Genomic DNA, 21955 nt, shown 5'->3' with positions numbered 1-21955 from the left:
ACCAACAGGTTGGCCGGGCACTTTGTTAGGGTGCGGTATCTGGACCTACCTTTGATACGGATCCGAAACCCACTCGCGAAGAGGAACTCGACATGTCCGAAGAAGCCTTCATATACGAAGCCATCCGCACCCCACGGGGCAAGCAGAAGAACGGCTCGCTGAACGAGGTCAAGCCGGTGAACCTGGTCGTCGGGCTGGTCGACGAGCTGCGCCGGCGCAACCCCGACCTCGACGAGACCATGATCAGCGACCTGATCCTGGGGTGCGTCTCGCCCGTCGGTGACCAGGGCGGCGACATCGCCCGGACGGCGGCGCTGGTGGCGGGGCTGCCCGAGACCACCGGTGGTTTTCAGCTCAACCGGTTCTGCGCCTCGGGCCTCGAGGCTGTCAACACCGCCGCGCAGAAGGTGCGCTCCGGCTGGGACGACCTGGTGCTGGCCGGCGGCGTCGAGTCGATGAGCCGCGTCCCGATGGGCTCCGACGGCGGCGCCTGGGCGACCGACCCCGAGACCAACTACCGGATCGGCTTCGTGCCACAGGGCATCGGCGCCGACCTGATCGCCACCATCGAGGGCTTCTCCCGCGAGGACGTCGACGCCTACGCGCTGCGCAGCCAGCAGAAGGCCGCCGAGGCCTGGTCGGGCGGCTACTTCGCCAAGTCGGTGGTGCCGGTGCGCGACCAGAACGGTCTGGTCATCCTCGACCACGACGAGCACATGCGGCCCGACACCACGATGGAGGGTCTGGCCAAGCTGAAGACCGCGTTCGACGGCATCGGCGAAATGGGCGGCTTCGACGACGTGGCGCTGCAGAAGTACCACTACGTCGAGAAGATCAACCATGTCCACACCGGCGGTAACAGCTCGGGCATCGTGGACGGGGCGGCGCTCGTGCTGGTCGGCTCGGAGAAGGCGGGCGCGTCGCAGGGCCTGACCCCCCGCGCGCGCATCGTGGCCACCGCGACCAGTGGCGCCGACCCGGTCATCATGCTGACCGGCCCGACCCCGGCCACCCGGAAGGTCCTCGACCGCGCGGGGCTGACCGTCGACGACATCGATTTGTTCGAGCTGAACGAGGCGTTCGCGTCGGTGGTGCTGAAGTTCCAGAAGGACCTCAACATCCCCGACGAGAAGCTGAACGTCAACGGTGGCGCCATCGCGATGGGCCACCCGCTGGGCGCCACCGGCGCCATGATCACCGGCACCATGGTCGACGAGCTCGAGCGCCGCAACGCGCGCCGCGCGCTGATCACGCTGTGCATCGGCGGCGGCATGGGTGTCGCCACCATCATCGAGAGGGTTTAAGACCATGGCAGAGAACACCATCGCGTGGGACAAGGATGCCGACGGCATCGTCACGCTGACGCTCGACGACCCCACCGGGTCGGCGAACGTGATGAACGAGCACTACAAGGAATCGATGCACAAGGCGGTCGAACGGCTTGTCGCGGAGAAGGATTCGGTCACCGGTGTGGTGATCACGAGCGCGAAGAAGACGTTCTTCGCCGGCGGCGACCTGAAGAGCATGATCACCGCCGGCCCGGAGAACGCCGGGGACGTCTTCACCGAGGTCGAGGACATCAAGCGCGACCTGCGGACATTGGAGACCCTGGGCAAGCCGGTGGTGGCCGCCATCAACGGCGCCGCGCTCGGCGGCGGCCTGGAGATCGCGCTGGCCTGTCACCACCGCATCGCCGCGGACGTCAAGGGCCTCGTCGTGGGTCTGCCCGAGGTGACGCTGGGCCTGCTGCCCGGCGGCGGCGGGGTGACCCGCACCGTGCGGATGTTCGGCATCCAAAACGCGTTCATGAACATCCTGTCGCAGGGCACCCGGTTCAAGCCGGACAAGGCCAAGGAGATGGGCTTGGTCGACGAACTCGTCGGCTCGGTCGAGGAACTGGTGCCGGCCGCCAAGGCGTGGATCAAGGCCAATCCCGACGCGCACACGCAGCCGTGGGATGTCAAGGGCTACAAGATGCCTGGCGGCACCCCGTCCAGCCCGGCGCTGGCCGGCATCCTGCCGTCGTTCCCGGCGTTGCTGAAGAAGCAGCTCAAGGGCGCGCCGATGCCGGCGCCGCGGGCCATCCTGGACGCGGCCGTCGAGGGCGCGCAGGTGGACTTCGACACCGCCACCCGCATCGAGAGCCGCTACTTCACCCAGCTGGTCACCGGTCAGGTCGCCAAGAACATGATCCAGGCGTTCTTCTTCGATCTGCAGCACATCAACGGCGGCGGCTCCCGCCCCGAGGGCATCGAACCGGTCAAGATCAACAAGATCGGCGTGCTGGGTGCCGGCATGATGGGTGCCGGTATCGCCTACGTGTCCGCCAAGGCCGGCTTCGACGTGGTGCTCAAGGACGTCAGCATCGAGGCCGCCGAAAAGGGCAAGAACTACTCGGAAAAGCTTGAGGCCAAGGCGCTTCAGCGGGGCAAGACCACCGAGGAGAAGAGCAAGGCGCTGCTGGACCGCATCACGCCGACCGCCGACCCGGCCGACTTCAAGGGCGTCGACTTCGTGATCGAGGCGGTGTTCGAGAACCAGGAACTCAAGCACAAGGTGTTCCAGGAGATCGAGGACATCGTCGAGCCGAACGCGCTGCTCGGGTCCAACACCTCGACGCTGCCGATCACCGGTCTGGCGACCGGCGTCAAGCGCCAGGAGGACTTCATCGGGATCCACTTCTTCTCACCGGTGGATAAGATGCCGCTGGTCGAAATCATCAAGGGCGAGAAGACTTCCGACGAGGCGCTGGCCCGCGTGTTCGACTACACGCTGGCCATCGGCAAGACCCCGATCGTGGTCAACGACAGCCGCGGCTTCTTCACCAGCCGCGTCATCGGCACCTTCGTCAACGAGGCCCTGGCGATGCTGGGCGAGGGCGTCGAGCCCGCCAGCATCGAGCACGCCGGCTCGCAGGCCGGCTACCCGGCGCCGCCGCTGCAGCTGTCCGACGAGCTCAACCTCGAGCTGATGCACAAGATCGCGGCCGCCACCCGCAAGGGTGTCGAGGACGCCGGCGGCACCTACGAGCCGCACCCGGCCGAGGCCGTCGTCGACAAGATGATCGAGATCGGCCGGCCGTCGCGGTTGAAGGGCGCGGGCTTCTACGAGTACGTCGACGGCAAGCGCGCCGGGCTGTGGCCGGGGCTGCGGGAGACGTTCAAGTCGGGTTCGTCGCAGCCCCCGCTGCAGGACATGATCGACCGGATGCTGTTCGCGGAGGCGCTCGAAACCCAGAAGTGCCTCGACGAGGGCGTGTTGACGTCGACCGCCGACGCCAACATCGGGTCGATCATGGGCATCGGCTTTCCCCCGTACACCGGTGGCAGCGCGCAGTTCATCGTCGGCTACTCCGGTGCGGGCGGTACGGGCAAGGAGGCCTTCGTGGCCCGGGCCCGCGAGCTGGCCGCCAAGTACGGCGACCGTTTCCTGCCGCCGGCCTCGCTGACGTAGGTTCTGTAATCGCGAAGGCCCCCGAAGCGCTTGTCTTCGGGGGCTTTTGCGTCGCGTGTCGTCGCGACCGGTTACGTATCGCGGCGCTGGAAGAGGTAGTAACGCGCAGGGGTCTGTTCGCGCGCATTTCCCCGGCTCAGCCGCGCTTCGTCGAGGTCCCCCTCGTCACCGGCGGACAGCAGCGCCCATGCGGCTGAGAACCGCGATTCCATCTCGGCGGGCTCGACACCCGCCACGCCGAACCTCCCGCCGGGACGGAACGCGACGATGAACAGCCGTGCGTCGGGCGCGGCCACCGTGCTGACCTCCCGGACGTACGCCTCGCGATCCGTGTCGCTCATGTTGTGCAGGCAGCCGTTGTCGACGATCAGGTGGAACCCCGTGCCGATCCCGGTCTGACTCAACCGCGTGACGTCGGCGCCGACGAAGTTGACCGGCAGATTGGCGGCCTTGGCCCGGGCCTTGTCGAGTGCCTTCGGGACGAAGTCGACGCCGGTGACTTTCCAGCCGTGCTGTGCGAGGTAGATCGACGAGTCCCCGGTGCCACACCCGAGATCCAGGGCCGAACCCGCGGGCAGTGGGGGCGTGTCATTGGTGCCCTCGACCAGGTCTCGCAAATTTTGTGCGAGCGGATGGCCGTCCCACGGCGTGAAGCCGATGCGGTAGAAGATCCGAAACAGCGTCTGCTTGGAAGCCATACCCCACCCTAAGCGCGAGCGAGGCGGCGGGTCATCCCTGCGTGGCGGCGGCGATGCGGCGCCATTGCTCGCGCGGGAAGGCCTTCGGGTCGGCCAGCAGCACCTGGACGCACACGTGGTCGGCGCCGGCCGAATGATGCTCGGCGACCCTGCGCATGATCGCCTCTTCGTCGCCCCACGCGATGATGGCGTCGAAGAGCCGATCGCTCACCTGCGCCACGTCCTCCTCGGAGAACCCGCTGCGCAGCAGGTTGTTGGCGTAGTTGGGTAACGCCAAATACGCGCGCAGCCAGTCGGTTCCGATGCGCCGCGCCTCGTCGGCGCTGTCGGTCAGGATCACCGTCTGCTCCGGGAGCAGCAGGGGGCCGTCACCCAAAGCCGCACGGGCGGCGGCGGTGTGGTCGGGCGTGACCAGGTACGGGTGCGCCCCGCGGGACCGGGTCGCGGCCAGGGCCAGCATCTTCGGCCCGAGCGCGGCCAGTACGCGGCTCTCGGCGGGTACGGGCCGCGGGGCGGCATCCAGCCCGTCCAGGAATGCCGCCGTCGCCGCCAGCGGTTTGCGGTATCGCCCGGGTTGGCCGGCGTCGATCAACGGTGCGTGGCTGACGCCGATGCCCAGCAGGAAGCGGTCCCCGTGCTCGGCGGTCAACGTCGCATAGGAGTCGGCGACATCGGCCGGCGCATGCATCCACAGGTTGAGGATCCCGGTGGCGATCACGGTCCGTTTGGTCGCGGCCAGCAGGGTACCGACCGCGTCGAACACCGGACCGCCGACGTCGGGTATCCACAGGGCGGGAAAACCAAGTTCGTCCAATTCCGCTGCCGCGTCGGCGGATTCGGACGGATCGCCGTAGCGCAGTTGACTGCTCCAGATTCCCACACCGGTTAGTTCCATCGGCGGTAGCTCCCTTCGTCGGCGTGGGGGTCGGTGGCGCCGTAGTCGGGCACCGGCATCGAGTCGTGCATGCGCACGCCCTTCGTGTTGAGTTTCGCCGCTGCCCGGGACAGCGAGCCGGGCAGCAGCGAGACTAGCTGGGCGCCACGGGTCAACGCCCACACCCCAAGACGCGAGCCGGGAATGATGCCCCTGGCGGCCCCGCGTGCGAAGGCCCGGCTGCGGTGCACCGGTTCGCGCATCTGCAGTTCGTAGGCCGCGAACGCGCGCAGGAGGTCGCCGTCGGCCCCGGCGAGCTCGCCGGCCAGCACGTAGGCGCCGAGCACCGCAAGGCTGGTGCTGCCGCCCACCGCGGGCCCGGGGCAGTATCCCGCGTCACCGACCAGGGTGACCCGCCGCCGCGACCATCTGTCCAGCCGCAGCTGGCTGATCGAATCGAAGTAGAACGCGGGCGTGTCGTCGATCTCGCCGAGCCAACCGTCCACCTGCTCGTGCATGTTCGCGAACGATTCGCGCAGAATATCCTTCTGCTGCAACGCATCCCGATGGTCATAATCGAGTTCGTGCTTGGCGCGGAACAGGAAGACCGCGCGCGCGTCGTCCAGGTGTTCGGCGGTGTAGATGCCCGCGAGGCGGCCCACACCGACGTGGCAGGTCATCTCGCCGCGGCTGGCGAGCGCCTTGGGCGCCGACACCACCGCCAGATAGCCGCCGAGGAACCGCGTGAGGTCGGCTTCCGCGCCGAAGGTCAGCTGCCGGACGTTGGAGTGCAGCCCGTCGGCGCCGACGATGACGTCGAACCGCCGGGCGGGGCCATGCTCGAACGTCACCTCGCCGTCGTGTTCGATCGCGGTGATCGAGTCGCCGAACAGGTACTCGACGTCGTCGCGGCCGGCGGCGTAGTAGATCTCGCTGAGGTCGTCGCGCATGATCTCCACATGCCGGTCCGACGTGGCGGCGTAGATCTTGGTGAGGTCGATCTCGAAGGGCCGCGCCCGGCCCTCCCGATGCATGATCATGTGGTTCGTTCCGGTGGCGAGCGCCTCGATCTGGGGCAGGACGCCCATGCTCGCCGAAATCTCCATGGCGGGGCGGAACAGGTCGACGGCGTGGCCGCCGGTCTTGCGCAGTGTGGGCGCCCGCTCGACGACGGTGACGTCGAAGCCGCGACGGCTCAGCCAGTAGGCCAGCACCGGGCCGGCGATGCTGGCGCCGGAGACGAGGACCCGCACGGCGACCTCCCGCTTGCTTGACGATGGGTAAGCCTAGCGGGGGTCTGCCCGACCGATCGGGCTAGAGTCCCGCTATGCGCTTCGGTCTCTTCATCCCGCAAGGCTGGCGAATGGATCTGGTCGACATCGAGCCGAAGAAGCACTGGGCGGTGATGCGCGACCTGGCCGTCTATGCCGACAACGGCGCGTGGGACTCGCTGTGGGTCTACGACCATTTCCACACCGTCCCGATGCCGACGGGCGAAGCCACCCACGAGGCGTGGTCGCTGATGGCCGCCTACGGGGCGGTCACCTCGCGGATCAAACTCGGCCAGATGTGCACCGCGATGAGCTACCGGAATCCGGTATACCTGGCCAAGGTCGCGGCGACCGCCGACATCGTCTCCGGTGGCCGGATCCAGATGGGCATCGGCGGCGGGTGGTACGAACACGAGTGGCGCGCTTACGGTTACGGTTTCCCGTCGGCCGGCGTGCGGCTGGGCCGGCTAGACGAGGGCGTGCAAATCATGCGGGCCGCCTGGCGCGACGGCAAGGTCAGCTTCGATGGCAAGCACTACCAGGTCGACGGGGCTATCGTTGCCCCGAAGCCGCTGCAGGACAACGGTATACCGTTGTGGATCGCCGGCGGCGGTGAAAAAGTTACCCTGCGCATCGCCGCGAAATACGCGCACTACACCAACTTCACGCCGGAACCCGAAGCCTTTGCCCACAAGTCGGAAGTGCTTGCGCAGCACTGCCGGCAGCTGGGCACCGACTTCGATGCCATCGTGCGGTCGGCCAACTTCAACGCCGTCGTCGGAACCTCGGACGCCGACGTCAAGGACCGGCTACGGCGCGTCCGCGACCGCGTGGTCCGCTACGTGCCCGAGGCGGCCGCCGATGCGATGCTCGCCGCCGGCAGCGGCCCCGATTCGGCGACGGGCACACCGGAGCAGGTGATCGAACGGATCGCCAAGCTCCGCGACCTGGGGTGCGAATACGCCATCTGCTATTTCCCCGAGGCCGCGTACGACCGCTCCGGCATCGAGCTGTTCGAGCGCGAGGTCATTCCGGCCCTCGGCTAGCCGTCAGATGTCGGAGGTGGTGTACCTCTTCTTGACGGGCGGCTCGGCCAGCAGCGGCGGCAATTCGGTCAGCTTGCCCTCGCCGGCACGAAACGCGCGATAGGCCTCGTCGTGCTCGACCGTGTCCCACAGTTCATAGATCAGCCAGTGGGCCTCGTCGTCCTCGTCGACGAGCACGTCGGTGCCGAGGTTGCCGGCGAACGCCCGGGTGTCTCGCAACGCCCGGCCCATGACGTCGCGCGCCTGCGACACCTCGTCGGGCTTGAACTTCAATTCGAGTATCACCGTGACTGGCATGCCGCCCAAGATATCGCTCCGTGAGGTGCCTACCGGCCGCGGTGCCACGGATGAGAATGCGGTTTCCACTTTTCGGAAAGCTGTTATACGGTTCAGTGAGCAACATTCTGTTGGCGGCCCGTGGACGCTTCTGGAGGATCCCCGATGCAAAAGGCACTCGCCCCCGAGATCTCGACCTGGCCCGATGACAGCCCACAGCTGATCGGCAGCCGATGCGGCAGTTGCGGCGCCACCACCTTCCCGGTGCAGCAGTGGTGCCCGCGGTGCAGTGTCGGTGAGATGACCGACGTGTTGCTCCCGCGCCGCGGAACCCTGGTCGCGTGGACCACCCAGGGCTTTCCGCCCGGGGCGCCCTACGCCGGTCCGACCGGCAAGGACTTCGTCCCGTTCGGGGTGGGGCTGGTCCAGCTCGACGACGTGATCCGGGTCGAGGGCCGGTTGACCGAGAACGACCCTGCCAAGCTGCAATTCGGGCAGGAGGTCGAGCTCACCATGGTGCCGCTCACGACTGACGAAGAGGGCGCCGAAATCATGACGTTCGCGTTCCGGCCGGTCGCGTAAGGCATAAGGAGAGAGCGATGACCAACGATGTCGCCATCATCGGCGTGGGCCTGCACCCGTTCGGCCGATTCGACAAAACGTGCATGCAGATGGGCGCCGAGGCCGTCCAGTCCGCGCTGCAGGACGCCGGCGTGTCCTGGAGAGACATCCAGTTCGGTTTCGGCGGCAGCCACGAGATCTCCAACCCCGACGCCGTGACGCGGCTCGTCGGGCTGACCGGCATCACCTTTACCAACGTCTTCAACGCCTGCGCGACCGCGGCCAGCGCGATCCAGCAGACCGCCGACACCATCCGGCTGGGCAAGTATGACCTCGGCATCGCCATCGGCATGGACAAGCATCCGCGCGGTGCCTTCACCGACGAACCGTCCTGTCTGGGCTTGCCGCGCTGGTACGGCGAGAACGGGCAGTTCGTCACCACCAAGTTCTTCGGCATGAAGGCCAACAAGTACCTCCACGACCACCACATCTCGCAGGCGACGCTGGCCAAGGTGGCGGCCAAGAACTTCCGCAACGGTGCGCTGAACCCGAACGCGTTCCGGCGCAAGCCGATTCCCGAGGACGAGATCCTCAACTCGACGGTGCTGAACTACCCGCTGACCCAGTACATGTTCTGCGCCCCCGACGAGGGCGCCGCGGCGGTGATCATGTGCCGCGCCGACATGGCGCACAAGTTCACCGACAAGCCGGTGTACGTGCGTGCCTGCGAGATCCGCACCCGGCGGTACGGCGCCTACGAGGTGCATGCGACGTCGGCCCCGCTGGACGAGGACGCCTCACCCACGGTGTACGCCGCCAGGGCCGCCTACGAGGCAGCGGGCATCGGGCCCGAGGACGTCGATGTCGCGCAACTGCAGGACACCGACGCCGGCGCCGAGGTGATCCACATGGCCGAGACCGGCTTGTGCGCCGACGGCGAGCAGGAGAAGTTGGTGGCCGACGGCGCGACCGAGATTCACGGCTCGATGCCGGTCAACACCGACGGCGGGTTGATCGCCAACGGCGAGCCGATCGGGGCGTCGGGGCTGCGGCAGATGCACGAACTGGTGCGTCAGTTGCGCGGTGAGGCGGGCGAGCGTCAGGTGCCCGGCAACCCGCGCGTCGGCCTGGCTCAGGTGTACGGCGCGCCGGGCACCGCCTCGGCGACCATGCTGTCGCTTTAATTCGCCACCGCGCCGCCACCCCGGGGCATAGGGCTTTCGTCTAGATCGCCGGTCCCAGCAGGTCGTCCGCGTCGCGGATGATGTAGCCGTAACCCTGCTCGGCGAGGAAGCGCTGACGGTGCGCCGCGTACTCGGCGTCCAGGCTGTCGCGGGCCACCACGGAGTAGAAGATGGCGCCGCCACCGTCCGACTTGGGGCGCAGCAGCCGGCCCAGCCGTTGCGCCTCCTCTTGGCGAGACCCGAAGGTTCCCGAAACCTGAACCGCCACAGAGGCTTCCGGTAAGTCGATGGAGAAGTTGGCGACCTTGGACACCACCAAGGTGGACACCTCGCCGCGACGGAACGCGTCGAACAGCTCTTCGCGTTCCTTGGTCCGCGTCGACCCCTGGATCACCGGGGCGTCCAGCTCGGCACCGAGCTCGTCGAGCTGGTCGAGGTAGGCGCCGATCACCAGCGTCTGTTCGCCCGGGTGCTTGTCCAGAATCGACTTGACCACCGCGATCTTGGAATGCGCCGTCGAGCAAAGCTTGTAGCGCTCTTCGGGTTCTGCGGTGGCGTACATCATCCGCTCGTTGTCGGTCATGGTGACCCGCACCTCGACGCACTCGGCCGGCGCGATCCAGCCCTGGGCCTCGATGTCCTTCCACGGCGCGTCGTAACGCTTCGGGCCGATCAGGGAGAACACGTCGCCCTCGCGGCCGTCCTCGCGGACCAGAGTGGCCGTCAGGCCCAGGCGCCGCTTGGATTGCAGGTCGGCGGTCATCCGGAACACCGGTGCCGGCAGCAGGTGGACCTCGTCGTAGATGATCAGCCCCCAGTCGCGGCTGTCGAAGAGCTCGAGATGCCGGTACTCGCCCTTGGTGCGGCGGGTGATCATCTGATACGTCGAGATGGTGACGGGCCGAATCTCCTTGCGCTCTCCGGAATATTCGCCGACCTCGTCCTCGGTCAGCGAGGTGCGGGCCACCAGTTCGCGCTTCCATTGCCGCGCCGCGACGATGTTGGTGACCAGGATCAGCGTCGTCGCGCTGGCCTTCGCCATCGCGGCCGCACCCACCAGCGTCTTGCCCGCCCCGCACGGGAGCACCACCACCCCGGACCCGCCGGACCAGAACGAGTCGGTGGCCATCTGCTGGTAGTCGCGCAGGTGCCAGCCGTCCTGCGCGAGGCTGATCGGGTGTGCCTCGCCGTCCACGTAACCCGCGAGATCCTCTGCGGGCCAGCCGATCTTGAGCAGCATCTGCTTGACGCGGCCGCGCTCGCTGGGGTGCACGACGACGGTGTCCTCGTCGATGCGGGCGCCGAGCATGGGGGCGATCTTCTTGTTGCGTAGCACCTCCTCGAGCACCGCGCGGTCCACGCTGAGCAGCGTGAGGCCGTGCGCCGGGTGTTTGACCAGCTGCAGGCGGCCATAGCGGGCCATGGTGTCGACGATGTCGACCAGCAGCGGCTGGGGCACCGCGTAGCGCGAGAAACTGACCAGCGCGTCCACCACTTGTTCGGCGTCGTGGCCGGCGGCGCGGGCATTCCACAGCGCCAACGGCGTGATCCGGTAGGTGTGCACGTGCTCGGGCGCGCGCTCGAGCTCGGCGAACGGTGCGATGGCGGCACGCGCGGCACCGGCCAGCTCGTGGTCGACCTCGAGCAGCACCGTCTTATCGGACTGCACAATCAACGGGCCGTCAGTCAAGGGCGCAGCTCCTCCTCGTTTCTCGCCGCATCAGCCATCCATTATCGGCCGTTGGCCGACACCACGGACGTGATGCGGTGGATGGCGAAGTCACGCAGCCGCCCCGAGGCCGAGTCGAAGGCGGTCAGCTGGCCGCCCCGGACGGTGATCGGCGACACGACCCGCTGGGTGGCGACGCCGGCGGCATCCAGATAACCGATCACCAGCGTGTCTTGTTCCCTGGCCGCGCGCTGCAACAACGACATCGTCACAGCCGGGTCGACGCGAATGTTGCCGAACGGCGCGGCCGTCACCTTGCGCAGCACCGCGACCACGGCGTTGAGGCTCTCGCTGTTGGGGCGCGGCATCGGGCGGTAGGACCGCCGCTGCTGCGGCGCGGGCACGCGAGCCCCCCGGGGACGGACGTCGACGATCGCGCCGGTCGAGTCCTCGGCCGCGGGGGCGAAGCCCGCCGCCCGCAACGCGACCAGCACCTCGCCGATCGGCGCGGGGGATACCGCGACCGTCGGCGCCAGGGCGCGCAGTTGCACCCCTTCGGTGGCGGGCGCGGCCACGGCCTGGGCCAGCAGGGCCGGGTCCTCGCACCGTACGAACGAAGCCGCCATGCCGATCCGCAGCTGGCCGTGCCGGCGTGCGACATCGTCGATGAGATAGGTCAGGCCCTGCGGGACGGGCGTTTTGGAATGCCTGGCGAACAGGGCGTGCATCCAGTCGCTGGTCTTTCCGACGTCGAGGGCATGCCGGATCGTCTGCTCGCTGATGCGATACACCATCGCGGTGCCGGCCGACTCGACGGTCGCCACCGCGGCCAGCTGCTCGGCCAGGTCGCGCTGCAGCGGGCCGGGTACCACCACGGTCAGGTCGGCCTGGATGAGGAAGTAATCGATCGGTTTGGGCAGGGCCCGCGCCATGGCGTCGACTGCGGACTGGGCGTCTTCGTGCAGCAGGACTCGGCCGGCCGTGCTGAGCGCACCGCGTCCCACCAGCCCCAGCGCTTGGCTCTCGGCCAGCAGATCACCCACCGGGCCGGGCTGCAGCCGCTTGGCCCAGCGTGGCCGCCGCCAGATGAGCGCCGCCGACGCTTCGACCGCGTTGACCCCCGCGCCCGGCGGCAATTCGGCCAGCGTGCCCAGCAACAGCCGACGGTCCAGCGGCGCGGCAGTCGAGTACAACGCATCCGTAAGGGCGCCATAGGGTTTGGCGTCGGGTCCGCGGGTTCCGATCAGGGCCGGCCGGCTGGGCAGGTCGAGCCAACTGCTGGCCAGCAGCTGCCAGCGCTCGGCGGTCGGCATCGACGTGAACCGGTCGGTGGCCACCGTCGGCGCCCAGTACGGCGCCTCGCCGGTGGCCGGTTCCGGGTCGGGCATCCCGCTCGCGATCAAGCCGGCTGCGGCCGCCACCTCGAGAAGCAACCCCAGGCGCGACTCGTCGATGCCGGTCGACTTGCTGAGCCGCTTGACGTCGCGGATACCCAGCCCGCCGCTGCGCAGCTCGGAAACCGGTGCGGCGGCCAGCGTTTCGAGCAGGACGTCGAGTTCTCGCAATAGGTCGATGGTGGCCCCGGCCGCCACCGCGTCGACGTCGTCGGCGGTGGTGGTCGACACCACCGGGTCGGGTGCCGTCAGCCGCATGGGCCCGGGCTGTTCGCCGCGCAGCACCTGCCCGACGTGGCGCGGCAATATCACCGTCTCGGCGTCGATGCGGCGCAACAGACCCATCGCCAGCAGCTGGGGCACCGGCCGGTCCACGGGGGCGCCGGGCGCGGCGTCACGGGTGCGCCCCATCGGGGAACCCTCGAGGAGCTTGTCCAGCACGTCGAGCTGCGCCTGGTTCAACTCGTCGATGAGGCCGGCGATCTGCTCGCCGGTGCGGGAGGCGTCCTCGAGGGTGACCTGGCCCGGGTGCCACGGCAGCGCGGTGCCGGCGTCGGGTGCGACGCGCAGCGCGGCATCGCCCCAGACCAGGGCGCGCTCCCGGAGGTCGTCCAAGGCCGCCAGCAGGTCGGACTCCGGAGCTCGTTCACCGATCAGGGCCAGCAGTTTCGCCGTCGGCACCGGAGTGGCGTCGGCCTGCAGCACCAGCAGCGCGTCGAGCACCGCGAGCCGCAGGAAGTCGAGCTCGTCGGTGGCGGCCTTGACCGACTGGCGGGCCTGCGCGCGGGCGGCCAGCGCGGCGATGCTGCCGGGCGGCGGCTGGGCGAGGTCCGGCCGCAGCGCTAGCAGGCGGATCAGCCGCTCGTCGGACAAGTCGGCCAGCCACGACCCCAGCGGGATATCCGGGGTGTTGTCGGTCATTGCTGACCAGCGTAAAGCAGTCAGCGGGTCATGAGCAGGCGGCGAATGCCGGCAGCTCGTCCGCCGAACTGGCGGTCTTGCACGACGGGCGCAAGAGCGACCTGTCAGAATGGACGGCGTGGCTGACACTGCTGAGGGCAAAGCCCGCAAAACCAGGTATGTCGACAATGGGTGGCCGACGACGGACCCCGACGACCACGCGGTGAGCGAACTCGTGACCGACCGGACGGGTGCGTTGTCGCCCTTTGGCGAGCTGGCGTTCCCGCTGCCCCCCACTGACCTGCCCTACCTGCACCCGGTCACCGTCGTTAACCGGTAGGCGCCAGGATGGCTAGGGCCTCCGAGGCCGCCAAGCCCCCGGCGAGCTGGGCGTCGGGAGAATCCCCTGCGGGCGCACTGTCACACCTGGACGACCGCGGTGCGGCCCACATGGTCGATGTCAGCGGCAAGGGGGCGACCAAGCGGACCGCGGTCGCCGCGGGTGCCCTACATACCTCGCCGCGCGTCGTGGAGCTGATCTCGGCCGGAGGACTGCCCAAGGGCGACGCGTTGGCCACCGCCCGGGTGGCGGGCATCCTGGCCGCCAAGCGCACCAGTGACCTGATCCCGCTCTGCCATCAGTTGGCGCTCACCGGAGTCGACGTGGAGTTCATGGTGGGAGAATCCGACATCGAGATCACCGCGACGGTGCGCAGCACCGACCGCACGGGTGTGGAGATGGAGGCGCTGACCGCGGTCAGTGTGGCCGGTCTGACGCTCTACGACATGATCAAGGCGGTCGATCCCGCCGCCCGCATCGATAACATTCGGGTGCTGCGCAAGGAAGGCGGCAAGACCGGAACGTGGGAGCGGTGATGGGCGCCCGATCCGCCCGCGTCATCATCGCCTCGACCCGCGCGTCGGCGGGGGTGTACGACGACCGGTGTGGGCCGATCATCGCCGAATGGCTTGGGGAGCGGGGGTTTTCGTTCGCCGAGCCAGAGGTGGTGGCCGACGGTGAGCCGGTCGGGGAGGCGCTGCGCAAGGCGGTCGGCGACGGCGTCGACGTCATCATCACGTCCGGGGGCACCGGCATCTCGCCCAGCGACAGCACCCCCGACCAGACGGTGGCGGTGCTGGACTACATGATCCCCGGGCTGGCCGACGCCATCCGCCGGTCGGGACTGCCGAAGGTGCCGACGTCGGTGTTGTCGCGCGGAGTGTGTGGGGTGGCGGGCCGGACCCTGATCGTCAACCTGCCGGGTTCCCCCGGCGGGGTGCGCGACGGCCTGGGCGTACTTGCCGACGTGCTCGATCACGCGCTCGATCAGCTCGCCGGTGGAGACCACCAGCGATGACGCTCGTCGTCCGCGCGGCCATGACCGATCACCCGATCTTCCTGGCCGAGCACGAAGAACTCGTGGCCCACCAGTCGGCCGGGGCCATCGTCGGCTTCGTCGGGATGATTCGCGACCACGATGACGGCCGGCGGGTGGTGCGGCTGGAGTACTCCGCGCATCCGTCGGCTGAACAGGTCTTGGCCAAGGTGGTCTCCGATGTCGCGGAACAGTCGAGCGGGGTGCGCGCCGTGGCGGCCAGCCACCGGACCGGGGTGCTGCGCATCGGGGAGGCGGCGCTGGTGGCCGCGGTCGCGGCCGACCACCGCCAGGCGGCGTTCACCACCTGCGCGCTTCTCGTCGACACCATCAAGGCGCTGCTACCGGTGTGGAAGCACCAGTTCTTCGACGACGGAACCGAAGAATGGGTGGGCTCGGCGTAGCGCCGTAGCGATTGGAATGCCGGCACGCCCCGAAAGCGCAAACTTTCGAGGCGTGCCGGGCGGTCTGACGGGCGGGACTCAGGTGGCCGGGGACGGCTGGGCGATCGCGTCGAGCGCGTCGTTGCCCTGGATGTCCTGCGCCCGAATGGCCTCCCACAGCTGCTTCGTGTAGCCAACCGAGGAAACCTCCTGCGGCATGTTGGCCGGCACGAAACCGTGGAAGTCGTCGACGACGACGGGTGCGTCCGCCGGGGGTGCCGGCGGCAGGTCCGCCGGGGGTGCCGGCGGCAGGTCGGCGGGCGGCGCGGGCGGGATGGCGTCGGCGGGCGGCACATCAGCCGGGGGTGCCGGGGGGAGGTCCGCGGGGGGTGCCGGCGGCAGGTCGGCGGGCGGCGCGGGCGGGATGGCGTCGGCGGGCGGCACATCAGCCGGGGGTGCCGGGGGAAGGTCCGCCGGGGGTGCCGGCGGGAGGTCCGCCGGAGGTGCCGGCTGGTCAAAGCCCGTCAGTTGTACCGGCGGGGGCGGGGGGGGGCGCGTCGGCGGGCGGCGGAGCCAGCGGTGCCGGCTGGCCGTTGATCCCGGGCGCATCCAGGGGAGCGTCCAGGCCGGCCGGTGCGGGGACCTCGCGCGGCGTCGGGCCCGACAGCGGGCCACCGCACACCGGCCACGCGCCGCGGCCCTGGGTGGCCAGCACGCGCTCGGCGACGGCGATCTGCTGTTCTTTGGTGGCCAATTCGGCCGACGGGGCGTACTGGCCGCCGCCGTGTGCGGCCCACGTGCTCGAGCTGAACTGCACGCCACCGTGGTAGCCGTTGCCGGTGTTGATTCCCCAGTTGCCACCGGATTCGCAACGGGCTACCTGGTCCCATTCGCCGTCGGTGGCCGCGGCCGCCTGCGCGGCCAGGGCGATACTGCCGCCACCGAGGACCGCGCCGGTGACGGCGATCTTGGCGACACTGATGTTTGACGTGCTGGGCTTACGGTGACGTCCACTCATAGGCCGTAAAAAATCCTCTCTCGTCACGCGCCTGCGAGGTCAGCTGTCGGGTTCGGGTTGGAGAGGCCACCCGGCCGTCATCGAATGCACTGCGTATCCGCTGTGAAACGACGTCGGCTTCGCCCCTAGGGGCCGCACGCGGCCCCAATCCGATCACGGTGGACCGGTGGGTCCCCCGTCTCCATCCACGTAGGTCGGTGGGCCCCTGCCTACTGGATGGAGCTCGGCGCGATAGGGAGGGGAGGTCCGCCAATTCGATTGTCTTGGCGAGCCTTCGGAGAAAGGTATCGGTTTCTGTCGATCCCGTCACGTTCAGCGAAACCGGGCGTTTCCCTCTCGGCCATCTGCGAAAACCCGAGGAACACCCGGCATTCACGCAGGTCATAGCACCCGATATCGGAGTGTGATTGCGTCGTTATCGTTCCGTTACGTGAGATAACTCACAGTTTTAGCCGCCGGCGAAGGGGGGTAGGACGTCGATCGTGTTGCCGGTGCGTAACGGTGCGGTCTCGTCACGGATCGCCACGCCGTCGCAGAGGTAGGAACATCTGCCCAACACCGTGGCGAGTCGTGAGCCGCGCACGGAAAGGCGCTCGACCAGCTCGGCCACCGTGGTGCCGAGCCGCACCACCACCGTTTCGGACTCGGCGCCCGCCGCCGCCCGCGCGGCCGCGAAGTAGCGCACCGTCACCTGAATCCCGTTTTGTTGGACGGACGCCTGACCCATGGGGCTAGCCACCGATCGCGCTCATCGGGCGGTCGGGCTGGACGAAGCTCGGATCGTTGATCCCGTGACCGGCGGGCTTGCCCCACATCGCGACCCGCCACGCCCTTTCGATGGCATCGTCGGACGCGCCGCTGCGCAGCAGGATCCGAAGATCGGTCTCCTCGGCCGAGAACAGGCAGCTGCGGACTTGACCATCGGCCGTGAGCCGGGTGCGGTCACAGGCCGAACAGAACGCATGCGAGACCGACGCGATGACGCCGAACTTGCCGCTCGGCGTCCCTGGGCCGGTGTCGACCAGCCAGAGCTCGGCGGGGGCCGAGCCGCGGGGCGCCAGGTCGGGACGCAGCCGGAAGTGGGGGCGCAGCGTGTCGAGCACATCGTCGGCGCTCAGCGCGGCTCCGCGGCGCCATTGGTGTCCGGCGTCCAGGGGCATCTGCTCGATGACCCGCAATTGGTGGCCGCGCTCGAGGCAGAACCGCAGCAGTTCGACGACGTCGTCGCGCCCGGTGACGGGGTCCAGCACGGCGTTCACCTTGACCGGCGTCAGGCCGGCGTCGTGGGCGGCGGCCAGGCCGGCGAGCACGTCGTCGAGTCGATCGCGGCGGGTGATCGCCGCGAAGTGGTCGCGATCCACGCTGTCCATCGACACGTTCACCCGGTTCAGGCCTGCCTGGGCCAGGGCGGCGGCGCGCCGCGCCAGCCCGATCCCGTTGGTGGTCAGCGAGATCTCCGGGCGCGGCCGCAGCCCGGCCGCCGCCGCGACGACCTCTTCGAGGTGCCGCGCCAACAGGGGCTCGCCACCGGTGAACCGGACGCTGGTAATGCCCAACCGGGTGACGGCGATGTGCATCAGCCGGGCCAGCTCCTCGGGCCGCAGGAGTTGTTCGCCGGGCAGCCAATCCAGGCCCTCGGCCGGCATGCAGTAATTGCACCGCAGGTTGCAGCGGTCGGTCAGCGAGACCCGCAGATCGGCCGCGACCCGCCCGTAAGTGTCCACCAACGGTCCCGTCATCGGCGCGTCCGGCGCCTTCCGGGCGGTGCGGCCCGGCACCGTCGGCACACCCAGCGTCGTCAGGGTCATGCGGCCATCACCTGCGACGACGGCGAACCGACCGGAACGATCTGCTTGCCCAGCGGCATCAACGACACCGGGATCAGCTTCAGGTTGGCCAGCGCCAGCGGAATGCCGACGATGGTGATCGCCATGGCCAGCGCGCTGAGCACGTGGCCAATCGCCAGCCAAAGCCCGAACAACAGCACCCAGATGACGTTTCCGATGAGGGTCACCGTGCCGGCGGTCGGCTTGTCGACGATCGTGCGGCCGAACGGCCACAACGCATACGAGGCGATGCGCAGCGACGCGACGCCGAAGGGGATCGTGATGATGAGCAAGAAGCTGATGAGCGCCGCAACCACATACCCGGCGGCCATCCACAGGCCGCCGAACACCAGCCAGATGATGTTCAGGATCAGGCGCATATCTCCTCCACCGTCGCTGCCCAGCCTACCGAGTGGGCGATAACGGGGGTGCTCGTCAGGTGAGCATCCGAGTAGGATCTACAGACCAAACGGCGTCCTGCGCAGGCGGGACGCTTATTGTGTTGGCCATTCTATTAATCCGTTAGACAAGCAGGTGAGACCAGTGCCGACCGGCAAGGTTAAGTGGTACGACGCCGACAAGGGGTTTGGCTTCCTGTCGCAAGAGGACGGCGAAGACGTGTACGTCCGCTCGTCGGCGTTGCCCGCTGGGGTCGAGGGGCTCAAGGCGGGCCAGCGCGTGGAGTTCGGCATCGCCTCCGGGCGGCGCGGGCCTCAGGCGCTGAGCCTGAAGCTGATCGAGCCGCCGCCCAGCCTCACCAAGGCGCGCCGCGAGGTGCCCGCCGAGCACAAGCACAGCCCCGACGAACTGCACGGCATGGTCGAGGACATGATCACGCTGCTGGAAAGCGCCGTGCAGCCCGAGTTGCGCAAGGGCCGCTACCCGGACCGCAAGACGGCTCGACGGGTCTCCGAGGTGGTTCGGGCGGTCGCCCGGGAGCTCGACGCCTAGCTCGTCGCCGCCGGCCCGAGTGCCACCCGCCCCCACGAAGGGGTGAGGAAGTGCCGGTCACGGGGTACTCCCACCTCGCCACAGTCGTCGAGCGAGGAGGCTGCGATGGCACAGCAAGCGCACGTCACCGAGGAACAAGCCAGGGCACTGGCCGAGGAGTCTCGCGAAACCGGTTGGGACAAACCATCCTTCGCGAAGGAGCTGTTCCTTGGTCGTTTTCCGTTGGAGCTCATCCACCCGTTTCCCAAACCGTCCGATGCCGACGAGGCGCGCACCCGCGCGTTTCTCGACAAATTGCGCGGCTTCCTCGGCGGCGTTGATGGCAGCGTCATCGAACGCGACGCGCAAATTCCCGACGAGTATGTGAAAGGTCTGGCCGAGCTGGGTTGTTTCGGCATGAAAATCCCGTCGGAATACGGCGGCCTGAACATGTCGCAAGTGGCCTACAACCGGGCGCTGATGCTGGTTTCCTCCGTTCATCCCAGCCTCGGTGCGCTGTTGTCGGCCCATCAGTCGATCGGGGTGCCGGAGCCGCTCAAACTCGCCGGAACCCCGGAGCAGAAGAAGAAGTTCTTGCCCCGGTGTGCCGCGGGCGCCATCTCGGCGTTTCTGCTGACCGAACCGGATGTGGGCTCCGATCCGGCCCGGCTGGCCTCGACGGCAACACCCGTCGAAGACGGGACGGCCTACGAGCTCGACGGCGTGAAGTTGTGGACCACCAACGGCGTGGTCGCCGAACTGCTGGTCGTGATGGCCCGGGTGCCCCGCAGCGATGGGCACCGCGGCGGCATCAGCGCTTTCGTCGTCGAGGCCGACTCACCCGGGATCACCGTCGAGCGGCGCAACAAATTCATGGGTTTGCGCGGCATCGAGAACGGGGTGACCAGGCTGCACCGCGTTCGGGTGCCCAGCGAAAACCTGATCGGCCGCGAGGGCGACGGTTTGAAGATCGCGCTGACCACGCTCAACGCCGGGCGGCTGTCGATTCCCGCGATCGCTACGGGTTCGTCAAAGTGGGGCCTGAAGGTGGCGCGCGAGTGGTCGGGGGAGCGTGTGCAATGGGGCAAGCCGCTGGCCGAGCACGAAGCGGTGGCCCGCAAGATCTCGTTCATCGCAGCGACCAACTATGCGCTCGACGCGGTACTCGAACTGTCCGGGCAGATGGCCGACGAAGGGCGCAACGACATCCGGATCGAGGCGGCGTTGGCCAAGCTGTGGTCCAGCGAGATGGCGTGCATCATCGCCGACGAGGTCATGCAGATCCGCGGCGGCCGGGGCTATGAGACGGCGGAGTCCCTGGCCGCGCGCGGCGAACGCGCCGTGCCGGTCGAACAGGTATCGCGGGACTTGCGGATCAATCGCATCTTCGAAGGATCCAGCGAGATCATGAGGCTGCTCATCGCCCGGGAGGCGGTCGATGCCCACCTGTCTGCGGCCGGTGACCTCGCCAAGCCTGACACCGGTTTGCGGCAGAAGGCCGCCGCGGCGGTCGGGGCCAGCGGATTCTACGCAAAGTGGTTGCCGCAGCTCGTTTTTGGAGAAGGGCAGCGACCCAGGGCTTACAGCGAGTTCGGACCGCTGGCGTCGCACCTGCGGTTCGTGGAACGCTCCAGCCGCAAGCTGGCCCGCAACACCTTCTACGGGATGGCGCGCTGGCAGGCCAAATTGGAGCAGCGTCAGGGGTTCCTCGGGCGCATCGTCGACATCGGTGCCGAGCTGTTCGCGATGTCCGCGGCCTGTGTGCGGGCCGAGGCCCAGCGCGCCGCGGACCCGGCGGTCGGTCAGCAGGGCTACGAGCTGGCCGATACGTTCTGCCGGCAGGCCACCCTGCGGGTCGAGGGGCTGTTCGACGCGTTGTGGACCAATACCGACAGCTGCGACGTCCGGCTGACCCGCGAGGTGATGCAGGGCCGTTATTCTTGGCTCGAGGAAGGCATCATCGACCAGTCGGAGGGCACCGGCCCGTGGATCGCCCACTGGGAGCAGGGCGCCTCCACCGAGACGAATCTGGCTCGGCGATTTGTGAGTTCCTAGCCGACGTTCTTAGCGAAACACGGGAGATATGGCCACCTACGTTGCCGGGGCGGGTGAATTCACCCGCGACACCAACTACATCACCACCCGCATCACCGCCGACGGGCGGGACGGCTATCCCGTCGAGCCCGGCCGGTATCGGCTGATTGTCGCCCGGGCGTGCCCCTGGGCCAACCGGGCCATCATCGTGCGCCGATTGCTGGGACTGGAACCCGTTCTCTCCATTGGGTTTTGCGGTCCGACGCACGACGAGCGCAGTTGGACGTTCGATCTCGATCCGGGCGGTGTCGACCCGGTGCTGAAGATCCCCCGGTTGCAGGACGCGTACTTCAAGCGCTTTCCCGACTACCCCAAAGGCATCACCGTCCCCGCGATCGTGGAGGTGCCGACGGGGGCGGTGGTCACCAACGATTTCGCCCAGATGACCCTGGACCTGTCCACCGAGTGGTCGGCATATCACCGCGACGGCGCACCGGACCTGTACCCCGAGCGGCTGCGCGCCGAGATCGACGAGGTGAACAAACGGGTCTACACCGAGATCAACAACGGGGTGTATCGGTGTGGTTTCGCCGGCTCGCAGCAGGCCTACGAGGCGGCCTACGACCGGCTGTTCACCGCGCTGGATTGGGTCAGTGGTCGCCTGGCCAATCAGCGATATCTGGTGGGCGACACCATCACCGAGGCCGACGTGCGGCTGTTCACCACGCTGGTCCGCTTCGATCCCGTCTACCACGGGCATTTCAAGTGCAACCGCAGCAAGCTGAGCGAGATGCCGGTGTTGTGGGCGTATGCGCGCGACCTGTTCCAGACGCCCGGATTCGGCGACACCATCGACTTCGTCCAGATCAAGCAGCACTACTACATCGTGCACGCCGACATCAACCCCACCGGCATCGTGCCCAAGGGGCCGGACCTAGCGGGCTGGCTGTCGCCGCATGGCCGGGAGCTCCTGGGCGGCAAGCCTTTCGGCGACGGAACCCCGCCCGACCCGCCGGTCGAAGGGGAGCGGGTGCCCGCCGGGCACGGCGCACAATAACTCGT

General features: G+C 68.4%; 21 protein-coding genes, 1 pseudogene and 1 riboswitch. Of the genes and pseudogenes, 12 read left to right on the top strand and 10 right to left on the bottom strand.

The features are described from left to right. Positions 1-92 precede the first annotated feature (92 nt). A complete protein-coding gene (locus G6N51_RS14850; RefSeq protein ID WP_083176137.1) occupies positions 93-1304 on the top strand; it encodes an acetyl-CoA C-acetyltransferase in 1212 nt (403 codons plus the stop codon). A 4-nt stretch (positions 1305-1308) separates the two neighbouring features. Beyond that, positions 1309-3453: a 3-hydroxyacyl-CoA dehydrogenase NAD-binding domain-containing protein gene (locus G6N51_RS14845; RefSeq protein WP_083176139.1), complete on the top strand. Its 2145-nt coding sequence runs from the start codon at positions 1309-1311 to the stop codon at positions 3451-3453. 71 nt (positions 3454-3524) lie between these two features. On the opposite strand, the gene G6N51_RS14840 is transcribed toward G6N51_RS14845, so the two are convergent. The 3 genes from G6N51_RS14840 to G6N51_RS14830 are packed head-to-tail and all read right to left on the bottom strand — an operon-like array spanning position 3525 to position 6278. Beyond that, positions 3525-4151: a class I SAM-dependent methyltransferase gene (locus G6N51_RS14840; RefSeq protein WP_083176141.1), complete on the bottom strand. Its 627-nt coding sequence runs from the start codon at positions 4149-4151 to the stop codon at positions 3525-3527. A 31-nt stretch (positions 4152-4182) separates the two neighbouring features. Further along, complete coding sequence (locus G6N51_RS14835; protein ID WP_083176143.1) at positions 4183-5046, bottom strand: LLM class F420-dependent oxidoreductase; 864 nt, start codon at positions 5044-5046, stop codon at positions 4183-4185. Then, positions 5037-6278, bottom strand: coding sequence for an FAD-dependent monooxygenase (locus G6N51_RS14830; RefSeq protein ID WP_083176145.1), 1242 nt, complete (start codon positions 6276-6278; stop codon positions 5037-5039). The genes G6N51_RS14835 and G6N51_RS14830 overlap by 10 nt, the downstream gene beginning before the upstream one ends. A gap of 74 nt (positions 6279-6352) precedes the next feature. Between G6N51_RS14830 and G6N51_RS14825 the strand changes: the two genes are divergently transcribed. After that, positions 6353-7342 carry an LLM class F420-dependent oxidoreductase gene (locus G6N51_RS14825; protein WP_083176147.1) on the top strand — a complete coding sequence of 330 codons (990 nt, stop codon included), beginning with the start codon at positions 6353-6355 and terminating at the stop codon, positions 7340-7342. 3 nt (positions 7343-7345) lie between these two features. On the opposite strand, the gene G6N51_RS14820 is transcribed toward G6N51_RS14825, so the two are convergent. Next, positions 7346-7639, bottom strand: coding sequence for a putative quinol monooxygenase (locus G6N51_RS14820; protein WP_083176149.1), 294 nt, complete (start codon positions 7637-7639; stop codon positions 7346-7348). Between the two features lie 144 nt (positions 7640-7783). On the opposite strand from G6N51_RS14820, the gene G6N51_RS14815 reads away from it, so the two are divergent. Both G6N51_RS14815 and G6N51_RS14810 read left to right on the top strand, forming a co-directional pair. Further along, positions 7784-8200, top strand: a complete 417-nt coding sequence (locus G6N51_RS14815; RefSeq protein ID WP_083176151.1) for a Zn-ribbon domain-containing OB-fold protein — start codon at positions 7784-7786, stop codon at positions 8198-8200. 17 nt (positions 8201-8217) lie between these two features. Continuing rightward, positions 8218-9363 (top strand): thiolase family protein, encoded by a 1146-nt coding sequence (locus G6N51_RS14810; protein WP_083176153.1) that lies wholly within the window; start codon positions 8218-8220, stop codon positions 9361-9363. A 40-nt stretch (positions 9364-9403) separates the two neighbouring features. Here the strand turns inward: G6N51_RS14810 and G6N51_RS14805 are convergent, their stop codons facing one another. Both G6N51_RS14805 and G6N51_RS14800 read right to left on the bottom strand, forming a co-directional pair. After that, positions 9404-11053: a DNA repair helicase XPB gene (locus G6N51_RS14805; protein ID WP_083176154.1), complete on the bottom strand. Its 1650-nt coding sequence runs from the start codon at positions 11051-11053 to the stop codon at positions 9404-9406. 41 nt (positions 11054-11094) lie between these two features. Continuing rightward, positions 11095-13347: a helicase-associated domain-containing protein gene (locus tag G6N51_RS14800; protein ID WP_083176156.1), complete on the bottom strand. Its 2253-nt coding sequence runs from the start codon at positions 13345-13347 to the stop codon at positions 11095-11097. Between the two features lie 118 nt (positions 13348-13465). Here G6N51_RS14800 and G6N51_RS14795 point away from each other — a divergent pair, with 118 nt between their 5' ends. Genes G6N51_RS14795 through G6N51_RS14780 form a run of 4 tightly spaced genes read left to right on the top strand, consistent with a single transcriptional unit; the run spans position 13466 to position 15106 of the window. Then, positions 13466-13666 carry a hypothetical protein gene (locus G6N51_RS14795; protein ID WP_142275261.1) on the top strand — a complete coding sequence of 67 codons (201 nt, stop codon included), beginning with the start codon at positions 13466-13468 and terminating at the stop codon, positions 13664-13666. An 8-nt stretch (positions 13667-13674) separates the two neighbouring features. Then, positions 13675-14202, top strand: a complete 528-nt coding sequence (gene moaC, locus G6N51_RS14790) for a cyclic pyranopterin monophosphate synthase MoaC (protein ID WP_083176160.1) — start codon at positions 13675-13677, stop codon at positions 14200-14202. Next, the gene (locus G6N51_RS14785; RefSeq protein ID WP_083176164.1) at positions 14202-14684 is read left to right on the top strand and encodes a MogA/MoaB family molybdenum cofactor biosynthesis protein; all 483 of its coding nucleotides are present in this window, start codon (positions 14202-14204) and stop codon (positions 14682-14684) included. Before moaC ends, G6N51_RS14785 begins: the two co-directional genes overlap by 1 nt. Next, positions 14681-15106, top strand: a complete 426-nt coding sequence (locus G6N51_RS14780) for a molybdenum cofactor biosynthesis protein MoaE (RefSeq protein WP_083176162.1) — start codon at positions 14681-14683, stop codon at positions 15104-15106. Before G6N51_RS14785 ends, G6N51_RS14780 begins: the two co-directional genes overlap by 4 nt. Positions 15107-15184: 78 nt before the next feature. Here the strand turns inward: G6N51_RS14780 and G6N51_RS14775 are convergent. From G6N51_RS14775 to G6N51_RS14760, 4 genes and pseudogenes are all read right to left on the bottom strand, one after another. Next, a pseudogene (locus G6N51_RS14775) lies at positions 15185-16103 on the bottom strand (transglycosylase family protein). Between the two features lie 12 nt (positions 16104-16115). Next, a riboswitch (cyclic di-AMP (ydaO/yuaA leader) is annotated at positions 16116-16313 on the bottom strand. A 238-nt stretch (positions 16314-16551) separates the two neighbouring features. Continuing rightward, entirely contained in the window at positions 16552-16830 is a 279-nt protein-coding gene (locus tag G6N51_RS14770) for a MoaD/ThiS family protein (RefSeq protein ID WP_083167554.1), read from the bottom strand. A gap of 4 nt (positions 16831-16834) precedes the next feature. Next, a complete protein-coding gene (gene moaA, locus G6N51_RS14765; protein ID WP_083167549.1) occupies positions 16835-17911 on the bottom strand; it encodes a GTP 3',8-cyclase MoaA in 1077 nt (358 codons plus the stop codon). Next, positions 17908-18309, bottom strand: a complete 402-nt coding sequence (locus tag G6N51_RS14760; protein ID WP_083167544.1) for a YccF domain-containing protein — start codon at positions 18307-18309, stop codon at positions 17908-17910. The genes moaA and G6N51_RS14760 overlap by 4 nt, the downstream gene beginning before the upstream one ends. Before the next feature lie 163 nt (positions 18310-18472). Between G6N51_RS14760 and G6N51_RS14755 the strand changes: the two genes are divergently transcribed. From G6N51_RS14755 to G6N51_RS14745, 3 genes are all read left to right on the top strand, one after another. Next, entirely contained in the window at positions 18473-18880 is a 408-nt protein-coding gene (locus G6N51_RS14755; RefSeq protein WP_083167539.1) for a cold-shock protein, read from the top strand. 105 nt (positions 18881-18985) lie between these two features. Next, complete coding sequence (locus G6N51_RS14750) at positions 18986-20914, top strand: acyl-CoA dehydrogenase family protein (RefSeq protein WP_083167534.1); 1929 nt, start codon at positions 18986-18988, stop codon at positions 20912-20914. A 28-nt stretch (positions 20915-20942) separates the two neighbouring features. Continuing rightward, the gene (locus G6N51_RS14745; RefSeq protein WP_083167530.1) at positions 20943-21950 is read left to right on the top strand and encodes a glutathione S-transferase family protein; all 1008 of its coding nucleotides are present in this window, start codon (positions 20943-20945) and stop codon (positions 21948-21950) included. Positions 21951-21955: the final 5 nt, after the last annotated feature.

The organism is Mycobacterium paraseoulense (genome assembly GCF_010731655.1).
Taxonomy (GTDB): domain Bacteria; phylum Actinomycetota; class Actinomycetes; order Mycobacteriales; family Mycobacteriaceae; genus Mycobacterium; species Mycobacterium paraseoulense.
This window is presented reverse-complemented; position numbering and strand designations above follow the sequence as displayed.

What these genes read in the sequence shown, in the direction of transcription:
- G6N51_RS14850 (WP_083176137.1), top strand. Translation starts at nt 93, where the DNA reads ATGTCCGAAGAAGCCTTCATATACGAAGCCATCCGCACCCCACGGGGC.
- G6N51_RS14845 (WP_083176139.1), top strand. Translation starts at nt 1,309, where the DNA reads ATGGCAGAGAACACCATCGCGTGGGACAAGGATGCCGACGGCATCGTC.
- G6N51_RS14840 (WP_083176141.1), bottom strand. Translation starts at nt 4,151, where the DNA reads ATGGCTTCCAAGCAGACGCTGTTTCGGATCTTCTACCGCATCGGCTTC.
- G6N51_RS14835 (WP_083176143.1), bottom strand. Translation starts at nt 5,046, where the DNA reads ATGGAACTAACCGGTGTGGGAATCTGGAGCAGTCAACTGCGCTACGGC.
- G6N51_RS14825 (WP_083176147.1), top strand. Translation starts at nt 6,353, where the DNA reads ATGCGCTTCGGTCTCTTCATCCCGCAAGGCTGGCGAATGGATCTGGTC.
- G6N51_RS14820 (WP_083176149.1), bottom strand. Translation starts at nt 7,639, where the DNA reads ATGCCAGTCACGGTGATACTCGAATTGAAGTTCAAGCCCGACGAGGTG.
- G6N51_RS14815 (WP_083176151.1), top strand. Translation starts at nt 7,784, where the DNA reads ATGCAAAAGGCACTCGCCCCCGAGATCTCGACCTGGCCCGATGACAGC.
- G6N51_RS14810 (WP_083176153.1), top strand. Translation starts at nt 8,218, where the DNA reads ATGACCAACGATGTCGCCATCATCGGCGTGGGCCTGCACCCGTTCGGC.
- G6N51_RS14800 (WP_083176156.1), bottom strand. Translation starts at nt 13,347, where the DNA reads ATGACCGACAACACCCCGGATATCCCGCTGGGGTCGTGGCTGGCCGAC.
- moaC (WP_083176160.1), top strand. Translation starts at nt 13,675, where the DNA reads ATGGCTAGGGCCTCCGAGGCCGCCAAGCCCCCGGCGAGCTGGGCGTCG.
- G6N51_RS14785 (WP_083176164.1), top strand. Translation starts at nt 14,202, where the DNA reads ATGGGCGCCCGATCCGCCCGCGTCATCATCGCCTCGACCCGCGCGTCG.
- G6N51_RS14780 (WP_083176162.1), top strand. Translation starts at nt 14,681, where the DNA reads ATGACGCTCGTCGTCCGCGCGGCCATGACCGATCACCCGATCTTCCTG.
- G6N51_RS14770 (WP_083167554.1), bottom strand. Translation starts at nt 16,830, where the DNA reads ATGGGTCAGGCGTCCGTCCAACAAAACGGGATTCAGGTGACGGTGCGC.
- moaA (WP_083167549.1), bottom strand. Translation starts at nt 17,911, where the DNA reads ATGACCCTGACGACGCTGGGTGTGCCGACGGTGCCGGGCCGCACCGCC.
- G6N51_RS14760 (WP_083167544.1), bottom strand. Translation starts at nt 18,309, where the DNA reads ATGCGCCTGATCCTGAACATCATCTGGCTGGTGTTCGGCGGCCTGTGG.
- G6N51_RS14750 (WP_083167534.1), top strand. Translation starts at nt 18,986, where the DNA reads ATGGCACAGCAAGCGCACGTCACCGAGGAACAAGCCAGGGCACTGGCC.
- G6N51_RS14745 (WP_083167530.1), top strand. Translation starts at nt 20,943, where the DNA reads ATGGCCACCTACGTTGCCGGGGCGGGTGAATTCACCCGCGACACCAAC.